We start from the raw sequence: 18,329 nt of genomic DNA on the forward strand, positions 1-18,329 counted from the left end.
GTGTACCATTGATTAGCAGATTTCTAAACGTTAGACAATGTGGATTCAGTGTTACTTACTCGCTCTGGTCAGCAGCAGCTACTTCCGCATCTGCCACTTGTGCTGCTTCTAGATCCGGTTCAACCATTTCTTCAGTAGGGGTTTCTTCAAAATAGCTAGTATCTTCAAAATCTTCATCTGCTTCACCTTGAATATGCTCTGCATCAGACTTGTTGACCCAAACAGACATTGACCCAGCATGTACTTTAAATACACCAGTACCATCATCTTCAATGGTTACCGATCCTTCAATTTCACCCATCGCGTCTACCCACTCTTCTCCTGCATGGAGTTCTCCTACATACATACGCTTCTTCGCCTGTTCACCATTGGTTGCGATAAAAGCGAGGCCATCTGGATGTTCATCATCGCCAGTTCGGGTATAACCGATACAATTTTTATGGTCAAAATAATCATGTTGATCACCGTAGGCATTTTCCCGTCTTAAGGCTAAAAGCTTATCTAAGGTCTCTTGGAAACCTTTGTAGTCAATACTTTCAATACCATAATAATCTCCGTAGAAAATAGCTGGTAAACCTGATTGATGTAAGAGAATCAGACCATAAGCAATGGGTTTAAACCATTCATCTACCCACGACTCGAGGGCTTGTCCAGGCTGAGAATCATGATTATCAACGAATGGTACAGCTAGATCCGGTCGATCTTTTAAGAGTGATCCTTCAAGCAGGGATCCCATATCAAATTGATCCCAAGATGCAGCTGCTTGTTTAAAACGTTGATGTAAGGCCACATCAAATAGGTCAATTTGATAATCCGTTTCCGCTAAATAATCGAAAAGTACACCGGTATTACTTTGCCAGTATTCCCCTACAACATAAATATCTGGATTACTTTCTCGCAATGCAGATATTAGCTGGTCGACAAAAGCAAAATCGATATGTTTTAAGGCATCCATTCTAAAGCCATTTAAATTAAAAGAATCTAAATACCAACGCGCCCAATTTAAGACTTCTTCTTGAACATAAGGATTACCATAATCGATATCTGCAAACATTAAGTAGTCGAAGTTACCATTCTCTCCGTCCACTGCTTCATCATCGGCCCAACCTTTATTCTCACCTTTAATCATGAAAATACCACTTTCACCTGTTTTTTGATCAAAGTCAATCCCAGAAAAGCAGTTAAAGTCCCAAATAAAATCTGAATATTCACCGTTTCGACCCGGAAAAGTAAATTTGGTCCAACCTTCAATATCTCGAGCTTCACCAAGCTTTTCTTGTCGATTTGTTGGGTTCATTGGGTAGGCTTGAAATACTTCCGTTTCATCAGCCCCACCCTTATGGTTTAAAACGGCATCCGCTAGCACCCAAATATCCTGTTCATGTAAGGCATCGATGGCCGCTTGGTATTCTGCGCGGGTCCCGTATTTGGTACGAACCGTCCCTTTTTGATCAAATTCTCCAATATCAAATAAGTCGTACGTCCCATACCCAACGTCACTACTCGATTGACCTTTAGTTGCTGGTGGCATCCACACATGAGAAATCCCGATTGATGCCAAGTGTTCTGCATCTTCCGCTAGCTTCTTCCATAAGCTACCATCATCAGGTAAGTCCCACTCAAAATATTGCATTAATACGCCATTCATCACCATATCATTAGCCCCCGCTTTCGCCTAATCTTAATGTCTATGCCTATATTTTCACGACTCTATTTCACTTTCTTGCTTTGTGGATTGATTAGATTCAATATCACATTACAGTTATTATACAGAAAGATTGCTCAATGGGATAATTTTAGCTTTGCCAAGCTATCGTATCAGCATTTTTTTTAAGCTTTTACTAGTTTATACGTTATAAATCAGTAAAATACTGCAAATATTTTTTCAAAATCTGTGACCCCTTCCAAGTGGTTGAAATCAAGGAAAATTAATGTCATATTTTAAGCAATTGGTCTTTAAATCTTCACAAAAGTTCTATAGAATAGTGATATTAGGTGAAACCACCTTTGGCGTATACCGTCATCAACATTCCCAATCTTCGAAATATTAAAAATATAAATATAAAGGGTGCCTGAAATGCGAAAACTATTAAAATGGGTTTTATTAGCATGCATCATGTTACTAGTTGGTAATCACGTTGAAGCGCGCGAATCCTCTACTAAACTAGGTAATGCTGTTAACGAAACTTTGTCTGAAACAACTTCTTACAAGCAATCCACAACTATCGAACAGGTAACATCTGAACCCACAAATACTGAAACGGTCATGTCGATCCTTTCTTATGATAATGCTGACAACTTTTCTGGAACGCTTATTCAAAAAGATCTTGCTTCTGGCGGTGATGATGCCATCTTACAAGTTAAAACAAGTAATGCCCAATCCACTTACAAGGAAAATGGGGGCGAATGGCAACAAAGTTTGACCAACGACTCTCACTTAGACCGTTTAAATGTCCTATCCATTAGTCAAATCCACAGTATATTAACGACGCTTGATACAATTGGCGAATGGACCGGTTCTTTAAGTGACCAAACGGTTTCTTTCTCTGGGCAAAATGAACAATTAACCAATTTATTGAATGGTATTGTGAGTGAGTCTTACAACGACGATGCTGTCCACCAAATTCAATTGGTGACTGACCGTTATACGAATGAAATTAAATCAATTGAGTGGACCGTTTCTGGGACTAGTCGTATCAACAATCAAGCTGTGACAACTTCTGTCGAAGTGAAATTGTCACAATTATAGTTAAAGGAGCCTATATGAGCCGTTATTTAGTCGGAACCATCTTTGCCATTTTATGTATTTTAGTCAATGTTTATATCGTCTGGAAGGGGCAAACCCCTGAAGGCATGACTGCTGCCCAACAAGCCCGTTTGAAGGTTGTTGGCGGGGTCTTATTACTCTTGGCCTTTGTTGCACTCACATTTGGTGAAGCATTAGGGCTCCAATAAGGAAAAATAGATTATATCGTTTAAACAGCAAAAGGCCGGGAAATCAATCCCGGCCTTTTTTATTTTGAAAAAATATTAGCACCTTATACATTGAAACGCAGTTCTCTTCTTACGCATTTAGCCGAGTAAAGCACTAAAGTGTAAACTCGGCTGTAAACTGGAGGTTCGAACCTGAATATGGCTAGTGGTGGTCCCACCGATCTAAGGCAATGATAGTGAAAGCTAGAAGTCGAAGGCTTCCTAATTTAAATTAACTTATTTAACTACTATCTTAAATCGTACGTTTGTTGTTGAAGGTTTGAGCTGAGTCGTCGATTTTTTGCTTGTTACCAAAGACGACTAGGTTGTCTGCGTCTAGTGCGATTTGGATTTGATCTTTAAAGGCAACTAGATCTGCAACTTTGGTATCTAATGCCTGGCTTAATCGTGCATCTACCATACCTTTGGTCATGCCTCTAAAGTGACGTGTCACCATCAAGTTATTTACACTGGCTGGTGTTAATGGATAATGGAAGGCGGTCATTGAACCAATAATCAGTTGGTCAAGGTCTTCTTGGCTTAGACCTGGATTGGCCAAGAATTCCGGTAGCTTATGATATACATCTACTGTCTTATCTACGTTCGGGTCCCGGTATGAATAGGTTGTGACATCACCTGATGATGTTAGACTGATACCTGCACCATAGGCACCACCTTTAGCACGAATATTTTCGTGTAAGTAGTCTTTAGATAAGATATTGGCGAAGACAACATAACGACCATTGTAGTCTTCAATTGGCACACGACCACCTACGGATACGTATTGGACGTTCCCATTGGTTTGAATGGCTTCGTGGTAGTTGTTGCCCACTAAATCAAACTCAACAGATACGGGTTCAACGCTATTAGTTTGGTCAGCTTGATCGATAAACTGATCAACTTGTTCAAGTAATGTGGTTTTATCCGCTGCATCTGCTGTTAAACTGACTGTCAGCATGCGAGGATCCCATATTTTGCCATTCACTTCAATTAATTTAGCAATAAAGTCATCTGCTTTGGTTGAGAAGTTTTCGATTAAATCGGTCATGTGGTCATAGAATGAAAGGCCTGAAATGACGTCTTCATACTTGGCTGCTTGTGAGTAGAATGACCGCAGTCTAGAAATGGCTACACGGTGGCCAGCCCCTTCGTATGACTGACTCATATTGAACTTCACCCGTTGCAAGACGTTTAAGATGCGGGCCTTGTCTGAGAAGTCCGTGAATTTCATAGTATCTTGTAGAAGTTCAAATCCACGCGCTGAATGGTCACCAATTGCCGCAAAGGAAGCCACTAAAATTGGCGCATAACCATCTTTAGAACCCTCAATAGTCAAGACTTTCGGTCGCATGGAAATCCCAGCCGTTGCCTTCATCATTTCAATATCCATTTGGCTATAGTCATAATTTTCCGTGTTCAATAAACCTAATAAAATGGTCACATAATTCACATATGGCAAGTCTTCTGCTGCGATATGGTCTAATTTGTAAGCCATTTGTACATAGCGAATGCCTGATGCGTCTTGTTCATGGAAAAGGACAGGCACCCCTTGTTGGCCGGTTAATGTTTCTTCGGCAATCGCTTGGGTTGTCCGCGGTACGTCAGAAATATCTAATTTCGGTAGGGCTTGACGGGCTTCTTCGGTATCCGGTGTATCTTGGTAGACCCGCAAGGCTTGGTTTTCCTGAATTAATGCTTGAATATCTTGGTCAGTCATTGCAGCTTTTTCAGCAGCTAACTTGGCTTCTAGTTGGTCGTCCTGTTCTTTGAATAAGCCAACTTTCGGTTGGTAAATACCGACTAAGCTGGCATCTGCCGCTAGCAAGTTGTCTTGAAGCCATTCTTCATAGAAGTCAGTGGCTAACTTCGATCTTAAATCGTCGAAATATTTCGAAAAATGAAGAACTTCGGTTGGAGACATGCCATACCGCCATGCCATGGTCATTTGGATTTCATAGGTGATCCCCTTCATGGTACCGCCGGCTTGACGGGCTGCGAATTCGCGGGTATTGATGACCCCTTCAAGTAGGTCACGGTTAATCCCGTTGGCTACAAGGTCAGTTAGAGTTTCTTTGATTACAGCAAGGGCTTTGTCTTTATTGGCTGGATTGAATTGTTTCAGGACCAGACCGAAATCTAGGTAGTAACCATCTGACCCAATGGCTTCAACTTCTTCCGCTAGCCCGGCTTCGATAAGGGCTTGGCGAATTGGTGCAGCTTCAGATTCAATTAAAGCGTCGCTTAAAATATTAGCCACGTAATTATTAGTCAAGTCTGTAGATGCACCTACATGGGTCATGTAGGTAAGGTAAGAATCGTGTTCAGCTGTCTTGCGTTCGTCTGCATCATAAAATGCTTGATATTCATGGTGACCTTCGGCTGTTTTAGGCAAGTCAAATTGAACTTGCTGGTCATTTTTCAAGAATTCACTGAAGAAATCGCCATTGATTTGACCTAATGTCCGGTCGATATCGATGTCACCGTAGACATAGGCTAAAGCATTGTCTGGACGGTAATGGTCGGCGTGGAATTGTTTAAAGTTTTCAAAGGTCAAGTCAGGAATATCATAAGGATAGCCACCTGATTCGTGGGCATAGGTTGAGCCTGGGTGCATATTTGCCGTAACATCTTGCATAATAATGCGTTCTGCGTCTGAATATGCCCCGCGCATTTCATTGTAAACGACCCCGTTATAAACTATTGGCTCATCCTTGTCGAATAACTCTTTATGCCAACCTTCTTGGCGGAAAATATTTTCTTCACTGGTCATTTTAGGGAAGAAAACGGCGTCTAAATAAACATCCGTTAGGTTATGGAAGTCTTCTTCATTCATAGAAGACACTGGGTAAATGGTCATATCTGAAAAGGTCATGGCATTTAGGAAGGTGTTCATTGACGTTTTCAACATGGTCATAAATGGATCTTTAGCTGGGTACTTACGTGATCCAGAAAGGACTGAGTGTTCCACGATATGGGCTACACCAGTCGAATCTTTTGGCGGTGTTTTAAAACCAATCCCAAACGAACGGTTTTGGTCGTCATTTTCAACCCAAATCACTTGGCCGCCAGATTGTTCATGGGCAAAGATGTGAACTTGGGCGTTAGCATCTTGAATAAATTGACTGTCTACAAGGGTGAAACCATGCAATTGGTCCCCTTTTTTCAAGCTGGTTGTCATACAATTATCTCCTTATCGGTCATTTTCTTATTTCCCTATATTTTAACAGTTTTTTCGGGACTTTATTAGTCAGAGCGCTTGTTTGCTATAATAAGCGTAACTGAAAGCAGAAAGGATGAACCTTATGACGATCCAATTCTATGACACACCAGAAAATTTAATTGCTGGTACGACTTTAAAAGACACCAAGCAAGCCCTTAACGGCAATTTAGCCCTACATACTGGGGAAGATGCATCGCTGATTATCGCTAATCGACAAACTTTAGCGGAGGCATTACAGGTTGACGCCGACCAGTTCGTTTTCGCTAACCAGACCCATTCCAAAAAAGCTTACCATGTCAAAGCTGGGGACCAGGGACGCGGTAGTCTGTCGACTGAAGATGCGGTGGATGATGTGGACGCCTTGTACACTTACGAAAGCGATGTGGTTGTTGGCGTCTTTACGGCAGATTGTGTGCCTGTAATTTTTTATGACTATGATACTGGTTTAATTGGTGCCATCCATTCAGGCTGGAAAGGGACTGTTCAAGATATCGTATCAGCCACTTTTGCACAAATCAAAAATGAAAACCCAGATATTTACATGGGTAACATCAAGGTTATTCTTGGTCCTTCGATTGCACAGAAATCTTTTGAAGTTGACCAAGATGTGGCGGACCAATTTAAGGCCCTTGGTTATGCGGATGACTTTATCCAATGGGATGATGGTCGCGGGAAGTATTTAGTGGATAATCAAGCAACGGTTGCAGAGCAATTAAAACGTGTTGGTGTCTTGGAAAACAATATTACAGTATCTGACCAAGATACTTTAGCAATGGTTGATGGTTTTTCATACCGCTTAGACAAAACACCTGGTAGACATTTCAACTTTATCACGAGAAAAAGGTAGCAGTATTTATACATTATGTAGTAAATTAGTAAGCCTTCGGCTTTTGCTTTTTCCTATCATTGCCTTAAAAAGCAGTAGGACCGTCTTCAGTCTCGGTCTGAAGACTTGTCTGGCGACACAATCTGTAAGGCGTACACGCCAAACAGATTGTTGTGGGCCATCCCTCCTTTTTACTGCTAAGGCATGCTAGGAAAGCGTCAGCCTTAGCTTTGATATTACAGATCTCATGACTTGGAATTTCTCATTAAATAATAATCAATAAATAAGGATTTTCAAGATTATTGAATATAAAATGTAGTCTTTGCTTAAGCTTATTCAACTATGGTCTATAAAATGGTATGTATTGCCAAAAATATTTCTATGTCTATTTTCAAATATGGTCATTAAAAAACCAGCTGTTGGGAGTCAGCTGGTTTTTTGTAATCTTTCGTTTTGGGAGGAGAAAGATTTATGAAGAAAAGTTTGGTTTCTTTATTGGGTATGCTTATATAATAAGCGATACCTTTGAAGAAATTATGAAAATATCAATCAAAATTGTGTTGATTTTGTGATGAATAAGTTACGAATTGCTAAAGCTGTTTTTCTAATCTAAGAATTTTATTAGTATAAAATTTCCATGAAACATCATTATAAACCACTTATTTATCAACGTTCCCCACCCGATGTAACATGAATGTGACAGCACTTTCATCAGTATTTAGGTATGCTAATTTACGAAGATACGAGTCGGTAATCGTTTGATTATCATTTTTCTATAGAACAGTTAGGAGGTGGTAGCTATGGAGCACAATATACAAACATCAAATTTATGGAATTACAAACCTGCTCAATTTAATCCCTGGTTGGCAGATAAAAGCAGCCATTGGACTTTATGATATAATTTCTTTGATGAAGTCACCCGAAGCTTATGTTTATCCAACAGTCAATATGCAAAATATTATCGCAACATCTCCTAGAGGTACAGAAGTTCTAATTGGCCAAAACACAATTACAAAAGTATATAGTAATTCTGCTAGGACCAAATTAGTAAAGACAATATCTCGTACCTATTGGATCGGATAGATGGGAAAGTTTAAAGAGTGTCCACGGTTCGTATTTTTGAATAATGGATTAACCATCTAAGTACAACTGCTAAATACTTATAAAGTTTCTCTATAAAATAGATAACTCGCCAACAACAGATAGGTGTTCATATGAAAAAAGTCTTAATCCCTAGAAATATAACCATTCTATTACTCGTCATATTTGCTTTGGTCACCTTTATCTTCCAAGAATCCTACAAATACAACCGTATATTTTTAGTCTTATTTATACTGAACTTGATTTGGGGGATATACTACGAAAAGAAGGGGCACTAAGGAACGCTTAAACTATATTTAGGCATTAAAAAACCAGCTGTTGGGAGTCAGCTGGTTTTTTGTCATCTTTCATTTTGGGAGGAGAAAGATTTATGAAGAAAAGTTTGGTTTCTTTATTGGGTATGCTTATATAATAGGCGATAGCTTTGAAGATATTGTGAAGATTTCGTCGAAAATTGTGTTGTTTCTATGACTTTAAAATTATAAAAGTTTAAACCATTTTTTCAAACAACAATAAAAAACCAGCCGTTGGGAGGACGACTGGTCTACTTGTCATCTTTCGTTTTTGGGAGGAGAAAGATTTATGAAGAAAAAAGTTTGGTTGTTTGTTGGGTATACTTATATACTAGACGACACTTTTGAAGATATGATGAAAATAACAGTCAAATTTGTGGTGAATCTGTGATGGATTTTTTACAAATATATTAAGGCTAGAGATATGCCTAGTCTGCTAGGGTTAGTCGGTGAATAATATCCGCATAATCTGGGTATTGATTGAGTAAATCTGCTCGTTTGAATAATTCAAAGTCATCGTATTCAAAGCCTGGGCTAACCATGCAGGAAACTAATGAATAGCTATCTGAGTCTTCAACTGTTGAGCCGAAAATAGTCCCCTTTGGTACGACTGCTTGTAGGACTTGCCCATGTTCAATGTCTGTGCCTAAGGTGACTTGTTGATAGTCACCCTCTGCTGTAATCATGTGGACAGTTAGTGGGCTGCCGTAATGGTAGTACCAAACTTCATCGGCTGTTAAACGGTGGAATCTTGATGGATTGTTGCTTGTTAGGAGAAAGTAGATGCTGGTATATAGCGCACGTGGTTTTTGGTCTTCTAGTTGGATGGTTTGATCTGATTTCAATACTTGATAGAAAAAACCACCTTCTTCATGCCCTGCCATCTTGTAGTGGTCGATCCAAATTGATTTATCTTTCATATATTTCCCCTCCAGAATATTTGCTTTTCTTCTTCAATAGTATCTATTCTTCCAGAATTTTGCACTATTTTTTATGTCATTTGTGCCCACAATGTTACGAATCCAATTAATACAATCGCGTACATAATTTGTCGATATTGTGAAAATATTATCAAACTACTCCTCTTTTTATAACTTATAACTGGTTAACATCTTGTTTTTAAAATAATCGCTTCACGTTTATGCTAGGCTATCCTCATGAGAAATTTGACCATAATATTAAAAAAATATTGCAAGGAGACAAGCTATGAGCGATATGAATATTTCGAGTTTCATGAGTAAAATCGACGGTGCAGTTGCCAAGAAGGACGCCCTTTTTGACCAGTCAAAAGTCCGATATTTGTTGCGGGCTATTTACGCGGGTATATTCTTAACCCTGCCAACCGCTATTGGTGTCTTGGTTTGGGATGCCATTGCTGTAGACTACCCGTCTTTGGGTAAAATAAGCTACGCTTTGATATTTCCGTTAGGTTTAGCCATGATTATTTATTTGAACGGTGAGTTGGCTACTTCAAATATGATGTACCTTTTCGCAGGTGCACATCGCCGGAAATTATCTTGGTCAAAAGCATTAACCATTATCTTTATTTGCACTTGCATGAACTTATTAGGGGCTGCTATTGTTGGTATAATCATTGGCCATTCTAGTATCGCACACTATTTTAATGCTGATTCTGCGATCATGACCATGATTAATGCGAAATTTGATAAAGACATTTGGACCTTATTCATAGACGGGATTCTCGCAAATATCTTCGTCAATATCACTATTATGGGGCAGATGAAAATGAAAGATGATAGTGGCCGCCTACTATTTATCACCGCCGTTATTTTCCTCTTTGTTTATGGTGGGTTAGAACATATTATTGCGAATTTCTCGCTAATGAGTCTCGCTTTCTTCTCAGGTAATGACCTGGATATAATGGCCGTGTTGATCAATTGGATCTTCGCATTTATGGGCAATCTAGTAGGTGGCGGTGTTATCATGGGGCTAGGGTATAGCTTCCTAAATAGTGAAGAGACAAGATATCTCGACTAAGTCCAGATGATGCGGTAACCAGAAAAGTATAAAGAATGTCGCGCGATTTACATAGAACATCCTAAAAAAATAATAGACCAAGGGGTTGCATCTGTTTTGATGTCCCCTTGGTCTATTTTTATGATTCTTATTCGTTCAACAGGTTGAACAACCGCTAGCCATTTATGCTTCTTCTGCTACCATCAAACTAAACTGCCCAGTGAGTGTGATTTCTCCTAGGCCACTTGGTAGGATGAAGGCATCTGCTGCTTTCACGTCCCAATTCTTGTCGCCAACAGTGATTTGTCCTTGACCATCAAGGACTGTACACAATTGATACTTTTCGGATAATTTGATGTGCAAGTTATCTTCGACTGTCCATTTTGCCACGGAGAAGTATTCATTGGTCCAAAATTCCTGGATAGACCCGCCTGGTAATTCAGTGATGTGCCCATCCGCTAGGGTATCCTGGTGCGGGAAAGTGGTGACATCCGCTGACTGTTGGATGTGTAGGTCGCGCTCATTACCGTTCGCGTCCTTACGTCCGTAGTCATAAACCCGGTAGGTGGTGTTAGAACTTTGTTGGGTTTCGAGGATTAATACGCCACCACCGATAGCATGGATAGTCCCTGCTGGCACGGCGAAGAAATCACCGGCATGAACGGGCACCTTACGTAACAGTTGGTCCCACTCGTTCTCTTCGATCATTTCTAGGAACTGTTCTTTATTTTGGGCATTGTGACCGTAAATCAGGTAGGCACCTGGATCCGCGTTCATAATATACCAACACTCCGTCTTCCCAAGGTCATTTTCATGGGCTAGTCCATATGCATCATCCGGGTGCACTTGGACGGACAAGTCTTCCTTGGCATCAATAATTTTGATTAATAATGGAAAACGGTCAGCCGCTTCTCCCAAGAAGATTTCTGGGTGCTTTTGGTACAAGTCAGATAAACTTAAGCCGGCAAGGGATTCAGGTGACGTCACAATAGATTGCCCATGTTCATGTCCTGAAATGACCCACGCTTCTCCCGTCTGGTCTGAAGGGATGTCTAGATTAAATTGACTGCGTAATTTTTGTCCACCCCAGATTTTTTCTTCTAGGTAGGCTTTTAAGAATATGGGTTCTTGCATCGTCACTACTCCTTGTCTTTGTTCCCTCGTTTAAAGGGGTTTTTGAATAAGTTGGCTAAGTTACTTTGTTGTGCGACGAATTTTTCTCGGGGTAGGTACTTGCGCATTGCCCGAAGACTATCTTTAGCTTCATCGACAACAAATTCCAGGAGTTGGCCTTCATCGGTTTCAAAGTAGAAGCCGCGGACGTAACGTCCTTTGAAGAACATTTGCACGCGGATGCGTGTAATGTTAACCCATGGAATTTGAATGAAGCCTGGTCCGTTCTCCTCGCGAAATTCGACACCCTTATCGCCCACCATCAGTAAGCCTGACTTAGGGTCGATAGGGTTGATCATCGCATTCGCTTTGGAGACGAACGTAACTTCAGTATTTAATTGTGCTACCATCTTAACCCATGATACCTAATACATAAAGAACGATACCGATCACAAAGATAGAGAAGATCAAGGTAGTTGCGCTCACTTTACGTTTTAATAGGTACATACATGCTAATGTTAATAGTAACGGCATCATACCAGGTAATAATTGGTTGAATACATCACCTAATGATGTTTGCGTTGTTGTATTTACTAATTGACCTGATGAAATTTGGTTAATCACATCACGGAAGCTGTCAGCTGTTACATTGCTGTTGTTAGCTGCTTCAACTAAACCATCAAAGTTTACAATAGCATCTTGTTGGTTTGTTACTTCAGAGATTACTTTTGGGAAATTCATGGTTGTCCAACGAGGTACCAATACCCCCATAACGAACATCCCTAAAATAGATGCCCCAACAGTGATTTTTTGAATGATACCACCAGACAAGTCTTTTGTAATTTCAGAACCTGCACGGTAACCTAATTCTTGTGTATACCAAGTGAAAGCTACACGGATTAAGTTCCAAAGTACGAAGAATAAGATTGGTCCTAAGATAGATTGGCTTAAAGCAAGTGATGCAGCGAAGGCACCGATTACTGGACGTAAAGTACCCCAGAAGATGGGGTCACCCACACCAGCAAGAGGACCCATCATACCAACCTTAACCCCTTGGATGGCCTGGTCTTCAATGACTGTACCATTTGCTTTCTCCTCTTCCATAGCTAAGGTTACCCCTAAAATTGGTGCCTCAACGTATGGGTGAGAGTTGATGAATTCCAAGTGACGTTGTAAAGCTGCTGTACGGTCTTCTTTACTTGTATATAATTTTTTGATTGCTGGGGCTAGTACATAGGCCCAACCAACGTTATGCATACGCTCGTAGTTCCATGAAGCTTGAACGAAAGTTAATCGCCAGTTTGCAACCATCCGGTCTCTTTTTGATAATGTTACACGGTTTGTTACTTCTTCAGTCATGTCTACCCCTCCTTAATAGTCTTCTAAAATGGCGTCTAACTGGGCATCAACTGAACCTGAACCACCAGATCCTGAACCGCCCCCGCCATTAAATTGTGGAGACAATTCAATGTAGATAAGTGCTAAGGCAACACCGATAATACCCATTGCCACTAAGTTCAATTCTGTAACGGCTGCTAAAGCAAAACCGATAAAGAAGAATGGCCATGTTGTTTTGGTTGCCATCATGTTGATAACCATTGCATAACCTACAGCAACGATCATACCACCACCAACAGCTAAACCACCTGTGATCCAGTCTGGAATGGCTGCTAAAGCGCCTTGTACAGCTGAAGCTGGTAAAGCTAATGTAGCGATTGCTGGAATCATTACACGTAAACCTTGAAGGCCTAAAGCCAGCATATTGGCAGATTCAACTCCACGAATAGAGCCTTTTTCCGCTTGGCCATCAGCATAGTGAGCCAAACCTACTGTCATTGTACGAACGAAGATTGTTAATACTTGACCAGCAATTGCTAAAGGCACCGCAATGGCAATACCTTCAGATACAGAAGCACCTTTAGTTAATACTAAGATACCAGCGATTACACCTGCTAAGGCCGCATCTGGTGCTTGCGCTGCCCCGATGTTCATCCAACCTAAAGCGATTAATTGTAATTGACCACCTAATAGTAGTCCTTCAGTTAAGTTTCCTGTTGCAAGACCAATTAATGTACAAACAAGAATTGGTTGGTGTAATTGGAATGAGTCCAACACACTTTCAAAACCAGCGAATAATGCAATAACACAAATAGCTATAGCTGCAAAAATTGAAATATCCATTTTTCTGTCGACCTCCCTTTTAAATCAAGTTATGATTTTTCAACAGTTTATCTAAGTTTTCGTCTGAGTCTGCAGGGACTTTACGTACGTCAAATTTAACCCCATGGTCTTTTAATTTTTGTAAAGTCGCTACATCTTCCTCGTCTACTGACAATGATCTTGAAATCATTGTTTTCCCTTTAGAATGTGCCATTGAACCTAAGTTTACTTCCTTGATATCTACGCCAGCTTCGATTGCTGCTAACACATCTTGTGGCGTTTCAAATAATAATAATGCCTTTGTCTTACCAAAACGTGGGTCTTTATCAATTTCCGCTAATTTAGATACTGGAATTGTGTTGGCACGAACACCTGTTGGCGCCGCTTGTTGAATCAATGATTTACGCATGTCATCTTGGGCTACCTTGTCCGATACAACAATAATACGGTTAGGGTTAACTGATTTTACCCAACCAGTGGCTACTTGACCGTGTAATAAACGGGTATCCACACGTGCTAGGACATACTTAATCTTCCCATCACCTAATACAGTACCTGGTGTTAAGGTACCAACTTGTTCCTCTTCTTGACTACCTTCGCTAGCTGCAGCTGCTGGGGCGTCAATGCCTTCGCCAAGTGCTTCAGGTTTTACACGAATACCTGACACTTCTCTTGTTAAAATGTGTTTGGCAACATCCGCCACTTGGTCAGAACCAAATCGTTGACCCAAAGCTTCTAAGAGCATTGGTAGATTTAAACCACTCACGATTGCCGTACGTTCTGGCATTTCTTCGTGAATAACATTGGCCTGGTTGAATGGTGAACCTCCCCACAAATCAACTAAAAATAGAATTTGTAACGTATCATCGAAAGATTCAACTGCTTCTAAAAGATGGGCACGTAAATCATCCGGTCCTTCTTCAGGCATAAAGGTCACTGCTTGCAGATTTTCTTGTTCTCCGAAAATCATCTCAGCAGATTGTTTAATACCTTCAGCGAACTTACCGTGACTCGCTAAAATAATTCCTATCATCCTATGAAACCTCCCTAAATAAAATTTGGACACTTGTATCCGTTTTCAAGTATATAAGTAAAATCTGCCAAATACAATCATAAAATGCTATGAAAACTAGCGGATTTTATCAAAAACCATCAATTATTTGCAAAAGTTTATGTATGACTCGTCTTTAAGAATATTAAATATACTCTTTTCGCATTATATTCGGACTAAAAGCTGATAAATCAAGTTTTCAGTTAACATATTATATAAGTGATAAAGATTGCAAAATTTTCTTATTCTGGAATGTTAAAGTTTTCTCATTTTAGTCAAAAAAGCGCAAGATTGGATTTTGTCTAGACTGCCAACCTTGCGCATTATAATCATTTGTAATTTGAATTGACCTAAGATTGGTTTGGAATAGTCATTTTGCCAGGAGGAGATGACAGAAAAGATGACACCTTTCTTGACATATCGACGACTTATTCCGCTGACCAAACGTCTTCAATCGGCACTTGAACTTCTAATTTGGTGCTGTCAAACTCTTTAGCGATAACAGATTGCGCACTAGCTTTGAGAAAAGAACAGCATGATTTCGATTAAATTTGTACAAAATAAAAGAGCAGAACCGAGGTTCTACCCTTTTCGCTTGTTTAACTATTTGTTTAAAGCCTTGATACGTTCAACAGCTTCTGCTGTTTTTTCGTAGGTATTGAAGGCTGTTAATCGGAAGTAGCCGGCACCTGAAGGACCGAAACCAACACCAGGTGTCCCAACAATTTGGGCTTTTTCTAATAGAAAATCAAAGAAGTCCCATGAGTCCATGCCTGCTGGTGTTTTCAACCAAACGTAAGGTGCGTTCACACCACCGAAAACTTCATAGCCAGCCTCTTCTAAACCTTCTTTAATCAGGATGGCATTGCGGCGGTAGTAAGCTAACATTTCTTCGATTTGCGCTTTACCTTCTTCAGAATAACTTGCTTCACCAGCACGTTGTACAATGTAAGGTGCACCGTTGAATTTCGTTGAAATACGACGTTTCCATAAGTCTAATAGGGATACGCCATCGATTTCTAACTCTTGAGGGATGATCGTAGCCCCTAAACGCAAACCAGTAAAGCCGGCACGTTTTGAGAATGAACGGATTTCAATAGCGCAAGTACGTGAACCTGGTAATTCAAAAATTGAATGTGGCACGTCTTCTTCAGTAATGAATGACTCGTAAGCTGAGTCGAAGATTAAGATCGCATCATTTTCGTTAGCCCAGTCTACCCATTTTTGTAGGTCAGCTGTGTTTAAAGTTGTCCCTGTAGGGTTGTTAGGGTAGCAAAGGTATACTAAGTCAACTGGCTCCTCAGGTAGCGCAGGTTTAAAGTCATTTTCCGCAGTAGCTGATAAGTAAACTAAGTCCGACCATTTACCCGTTTCTTCGTTGTAGTCGCCACCGCGACCAGCCATGATGTTTGAATCGATGTAAACTGGGTAAACAGGGTCACCAACAGCGATTTTGATGTCTGGACCAAAGATTTCTTGAATATTTGAAGAATCTGATTTTGCACCGTCAGAAATAACGATTTCATCCACTTTCACATCTGCACCACGTGCTGCAAAGTCATTTTTTTGGATGGCTTCACGTAAGAAGTCGTAACCATGGTCTGGCGCATAACCTTTAAAGGTAGAAGCATCCGCTTGTTCATCAACTGCTTTATGTAAGGCTTCGATGACTGCTGGTGCTAAAGGTAAAGTAACATCTCCAACACCTAAACGGATCACGTTTTGGTCTGGATGTGCTTTTTCATAAGCTTCTTGGCGACGTTTTACTTCTGCGAATAAATAAGAGCCTGGTAATCGTTGGTAATCTTTATTAATTTGGTTCATAAAAAATCTCCTCTATATGATATATGCTAGGTGCGAGAGCCGACGCTCAGAAAGGAACGTTGGAAAATTAAGGCAGGTGCTGACAAGGTCAGCAACAACTTAATTTGAAACGCAGTCCTTTTTGGAGGCTCAAGCCCGATTTTTGGCCAACTTGTGGGAAGTGCACGCTTTAGCGTTTACTCTCCTAAATGCGTTAGAAACGTCTAGTCTGAACGACTTTTGTCGCACCTACCTAACGCAATGGATAGTCCTGGTCGGCTCCAGCATTTCTGAAACCACCTTGATTCAAAATTTCATTATATAGAATGCGGCGAACATCTTCGTCGGTCAGCTGCTTGGTATCTGCCACTTTCGGCTGCGTATGTTGACGATTATATGTATTATAAATCGCTTGAATGCTCATACCCTCATTTAAATAGTCTTTGATTTCTAATAATCGATCGACATCATTTAAAGAGTACATGCGGCGATTTGTTGCTGAACGTTTTGGTTTAATTAACTTTTGTTCTTCGTAATAACGCACCTGTCTCGGTGTCAAATCTGTTAGCTGTACAACTGTCCCAATTGGGAAAACAGCTAGCGTACGTCGTAGCTCTTTTTCCTTCATGTCAACTCACCTTCATTCTTTTTTAATTGTATTTTAATCTCATGTTATATTACTTGACATATTTAGTCAATCATATTTTATCGAAATTTAGACAATTTTTGTAAAAAAGAGGTGTCATTTCTAGGTAAAATAACTTGCAAAGTGTGTGGCCAGTCGCTATAATGGTAAGAATTGCTTTTTTCCAGTTTGGCTAGTTCTACCCATTATCAATTCAATTTAAAGGAGCGGTTTTCACATGGAAAATGAACCTAACATGACACCAACCAACACTAACCAACAAATCGCCCGTCGCGGCATTTATCTCAGTATCGTTACTTACGTCATCATCTCGACCGCCAAACTCCTTGTCGGCTACAGCTTTAACTCAGATGCGGTCTTTGCGGATGGTTTGAATAACTTTACCGATTCAATTGCGTCAATCGCGCTGCTAGTGGGCATGATCTTATCCCACCGCCCAGCTGATCAAAACCACCGTTACGGTCATTATAAAATTGAAACCATTACTACACTGATTATGTCCTTCGTGATTTTCTATATCGGGATTACGGTGACCATTGATTCAACTACGGCCTTAATCAACCAAGAATACGCAGCGCCAACACCCATTAATGCGGTTGTCGGCTTGTCTTCTGGGGTCATTATGTCCGGTGTTTACTGGTACAACAACCGTATTGGCAAGAAACTCAATAGTCCAAGTCTCAAAGCTTCTGCAAAGGACAATTTATCCGATGCCCTAACCTCTTTCGCAACTGCCTTATCGGTCGTCATCAGTCGTACCGGTATCCTTTGGCTAGATGGTGCCATGGCTATTGTCGTTGGCTTAATCATTATCAAATCAGGGTATGACATCTTCAAAGAATCCGCCTTTTCCCTATCAGACGGTTTCCCCCAAGAAGACTTAGATAACTATCGGAAAATAGTTCGCATGGTGCCTGGCGTGCGCGCAGTTTCTGATATCCGCGGCCGTAATTACGGGGCCAATGTCTATATCGACATCACCATCTTGGTAGACCCAGAAATATCTGTTCAAGCGGGTCATGATATCACTGAAAAAGTAGAATCTGCCTTACAACAAACAGAAGATGTCACCGCCATCGACGTCCATGTCGAACCCTACAATGAAAACTAATCCATTAAACATACTTACAACAAAGACCTGCCACGCTCAATATGAGAAGCAGGTC

The 18,329-nt window shown here is 40.4% G+C and carries 15 protein-coding genes; 5 read left to right on the forward strand and 10 right to left on the reverse strand.

Annotation, left to right across the window (positions count from 1 at the left end):
• Window positions 1–55: 55 nt before the first annotated feature.
• Complete coding sequence (locus ACFW0C_RS03590) at window positions 56–1,651, reverse strand: alpha-amylase (RefSeq protein WP_378105587.1); 1,596 nt, start codon at window positions 1,649–1,651, stop codon at window positions 56–58.
• 426 nt (window positions 1,652–2,077) lie between these two features.
• Between ACFW0C_RS03590 and ACFW0C_RS03595 the strand changes: the two genes are divergently transcribed.
• Window positions 2,078–2,749, forward strand: a complete 672-nt coding sequence (locus tag ACFW0C_RS03595; RefSeq protein ID WP_378105429.1) for a hypothetical protein — start codon at window positions 2,078–2,080, stop codon at window positions 2,747–2,749.
• A gap of 14 nt (window positions 2,750–2,763) precedes the next feature.
• Window positions 2,764–2,955, forward strand: a complete 192-nt coding sequence (locus tag ACFW0C_RS03600; RefSeq protein ID WP_059349321.1) for a hypothetical protein — start codon at window positions 2,764–2,766, stop codon at window positions 2,953–2,955.
• A 271-nt stretch (window positions 2,956–3,226) separates the two neighbouring features.
• Here ACFW0C_RS03600 and ACFW0C_RS03605 read toward each other — a convergent pair whose 3' ends face one another.
• Window positions 3,227–6,151: an insulinase family protein gene (locus ACFW0C_RS03605; protein ID WP_378105432.1), complete on the reverse strand. Its 2,925-nt coding sequence runs from the start codon at window positions 6,149–6,151 to the stop codon at window positions 3,227–3,229.
• Window positions 6,152–6,275: 124 nt separating this feature from the next.
• On the opposite strand from ACFW0C_RS03605, the gene pgeF reads away from it, so the two are divergent.
• Window positions 6,276–7,040, forward strand: a complete 765-nt coding sequence (gene pgeF, locus ACFW0C_RS03610; RefSeq protein WP_378105433.1) for a peptidoglycan editing factor PgeF — start codon at window positions 6,276–6,278, stop codon at window positions 7,038–7,040.
• A gap of 1,801 nt (window positions 7,041–8,841) precedes the next feature.
• Here pgeF and ACFW0C_RS03615 read toward each other — a convergent pair.
• Window positions 8,842–9,333, reverse strand: a complete 492-nt coding sequence (locus ACFW0C_RS03615; RefSeq protein ID WP_378105435.1) for a cupin domain-containing protein — start codon at window positions 9,331–9,333, stop codon at window positions 8,842–8,844.
• 286 nt (window positions 9,334–9,619) lie between these two features.
• On the opposite strand from ACFW0C_RS03615, the gene ACFW0C_RS03620 reads away from it, so the two are divergent.
• Window positions 9,620–10,411 (forward strand): formate/nitrite transporter family protein, encoded by a 792-nt coding sequence (locus ACFW0C_RS03620; protein ID WP_378105436.1) that lies wholly within the window; start codon window positions 9,620–9,622, stop codon window positions 10,409–10,411.
• A gap of 162 nt (window positions 10,412–10,573) precedes the next feature.
• Here ACFW0C_RS03620 and manA read toward each other — a convergent pair whose 3' ends face one another.
• From manA to ACFW0C_RS03655, 7 genes are all read right to left on the reverse strand, one after another.
• Window positions 10,574–11,524: a mannose-6-phosphate isomerase, class I gene (gene manA / locus ACFW0C_RS03625; protein ID WP_378105439.1), complete on the reverse strand. Its 951-nt coding sequence runs from the start codon at window positions 11,522–11,524 to the stop codon at window positions 10,574–10,576.
• A 5-nt stretch (window positions 11,525–11,529) separates the two neighbouring features.
• Window positions 11,530–11,913 carry a DUF956 family protein gene (locus ACFW0C_RS03630; protein ID WP_378105441.1) on the reverse strand — a complete coding sequence of 128 codons (384 nt, stop codon included), beginning with the start codon at window positions 11,911–11,913 and terminating at the stop codon, window positions 11,530–11,532.
• A 1-nt stretch (window position 11,914) separates the two neighbouring features.
• The gene (locus tag ACFW0C_RS03635) at window positions 11,915–12,862 is read right to left on the reverse strand and encodes a PTS system mannose/fructose/sorbose family transporter subunit IID (protein ID WP_378105442.1); all 948 of its coding nucleotides are present in this window, start codon (window positions 12,860–12,862) and stop codon (window positions 11,915–11,917) included.
• Window positions 12,863–12,874: 12 nt separating this feature from the next.
• Window positions 12,875–13,684 carry a mannose/fructose/sorbose family PTS transporter subunit IIC gene (locus tag ACFW0C_RS03640; protein ID WP_378105444.1) on the reverse strand — a complete coding sequence of 270 codons (810 nt, stop codon included), beginning with the start codon at window positions 13,682–13,684 and terminating at the stop codon, window positions 12,875–12,877.
• Window positions 13,685–13,703: 19 nt separating this feature from the next.
• Entirely contained in the window at window positions 13,704–14,696 is a 993-nt protein-coding gene (locus ACFW0C_RS03645; protein ID WP_378105447.1) for a mannose/fructose/sorbose PTS transporter subunit IIA, read from the reverse strand.
• A gap of 621 nt (window positions 14,697–15,317) precedes the next feature.
• Window positions 15,318–16,538, reverse strand: a complete 1,221-nt coding sequence (locus ACFW0C_RS03650) for an LL-diaminopimelate aminotransferase (protein ID WP_378105448.1) — start codon at window positions 16,536–16,538, stop codon at window positions 15,318–15,320.
• A gap of 232 nt (window positions 16,539–16,770) precedes the next feature.
• Entirely contained in the window at window positions 16,771–17,145 is a 375-nt protein-coding gene (locus tag ACFW0C_RS03655; RefSeq protein WP_378105451.1) for a MerR family transcriptional regulator, read from the reverse strand.
• Between the two features lie 235 nt (window positions 17,146–17,380).
• On the opposite strand from ACFW0C_RS03655, the gene ACFW0C_RS03660 reads away from it, so the two are divergent.
• Complete coding sequence (locus ACFW0C_RS03660; protein ID WP_378105452.1) at window positions 17,381–18,274, forward strand: cation diffusion facilitator family transporter; 894 nt, start codon at window positions 17,381–17,383, stop codon at window positions 18,272–18,274.
• The last annotated feature ends 55 nt before the right edge of the window (window positions 18,275–18,329 follow it).

Source organism: Aerococcus sp. NPDC058936, from assembly GCF_042741995.1.
Taxonomy (GTDB): Bacteria; Bacillota; Bacilli; order Lactobacillales; family Aerococcaceae; genus Aerococcus.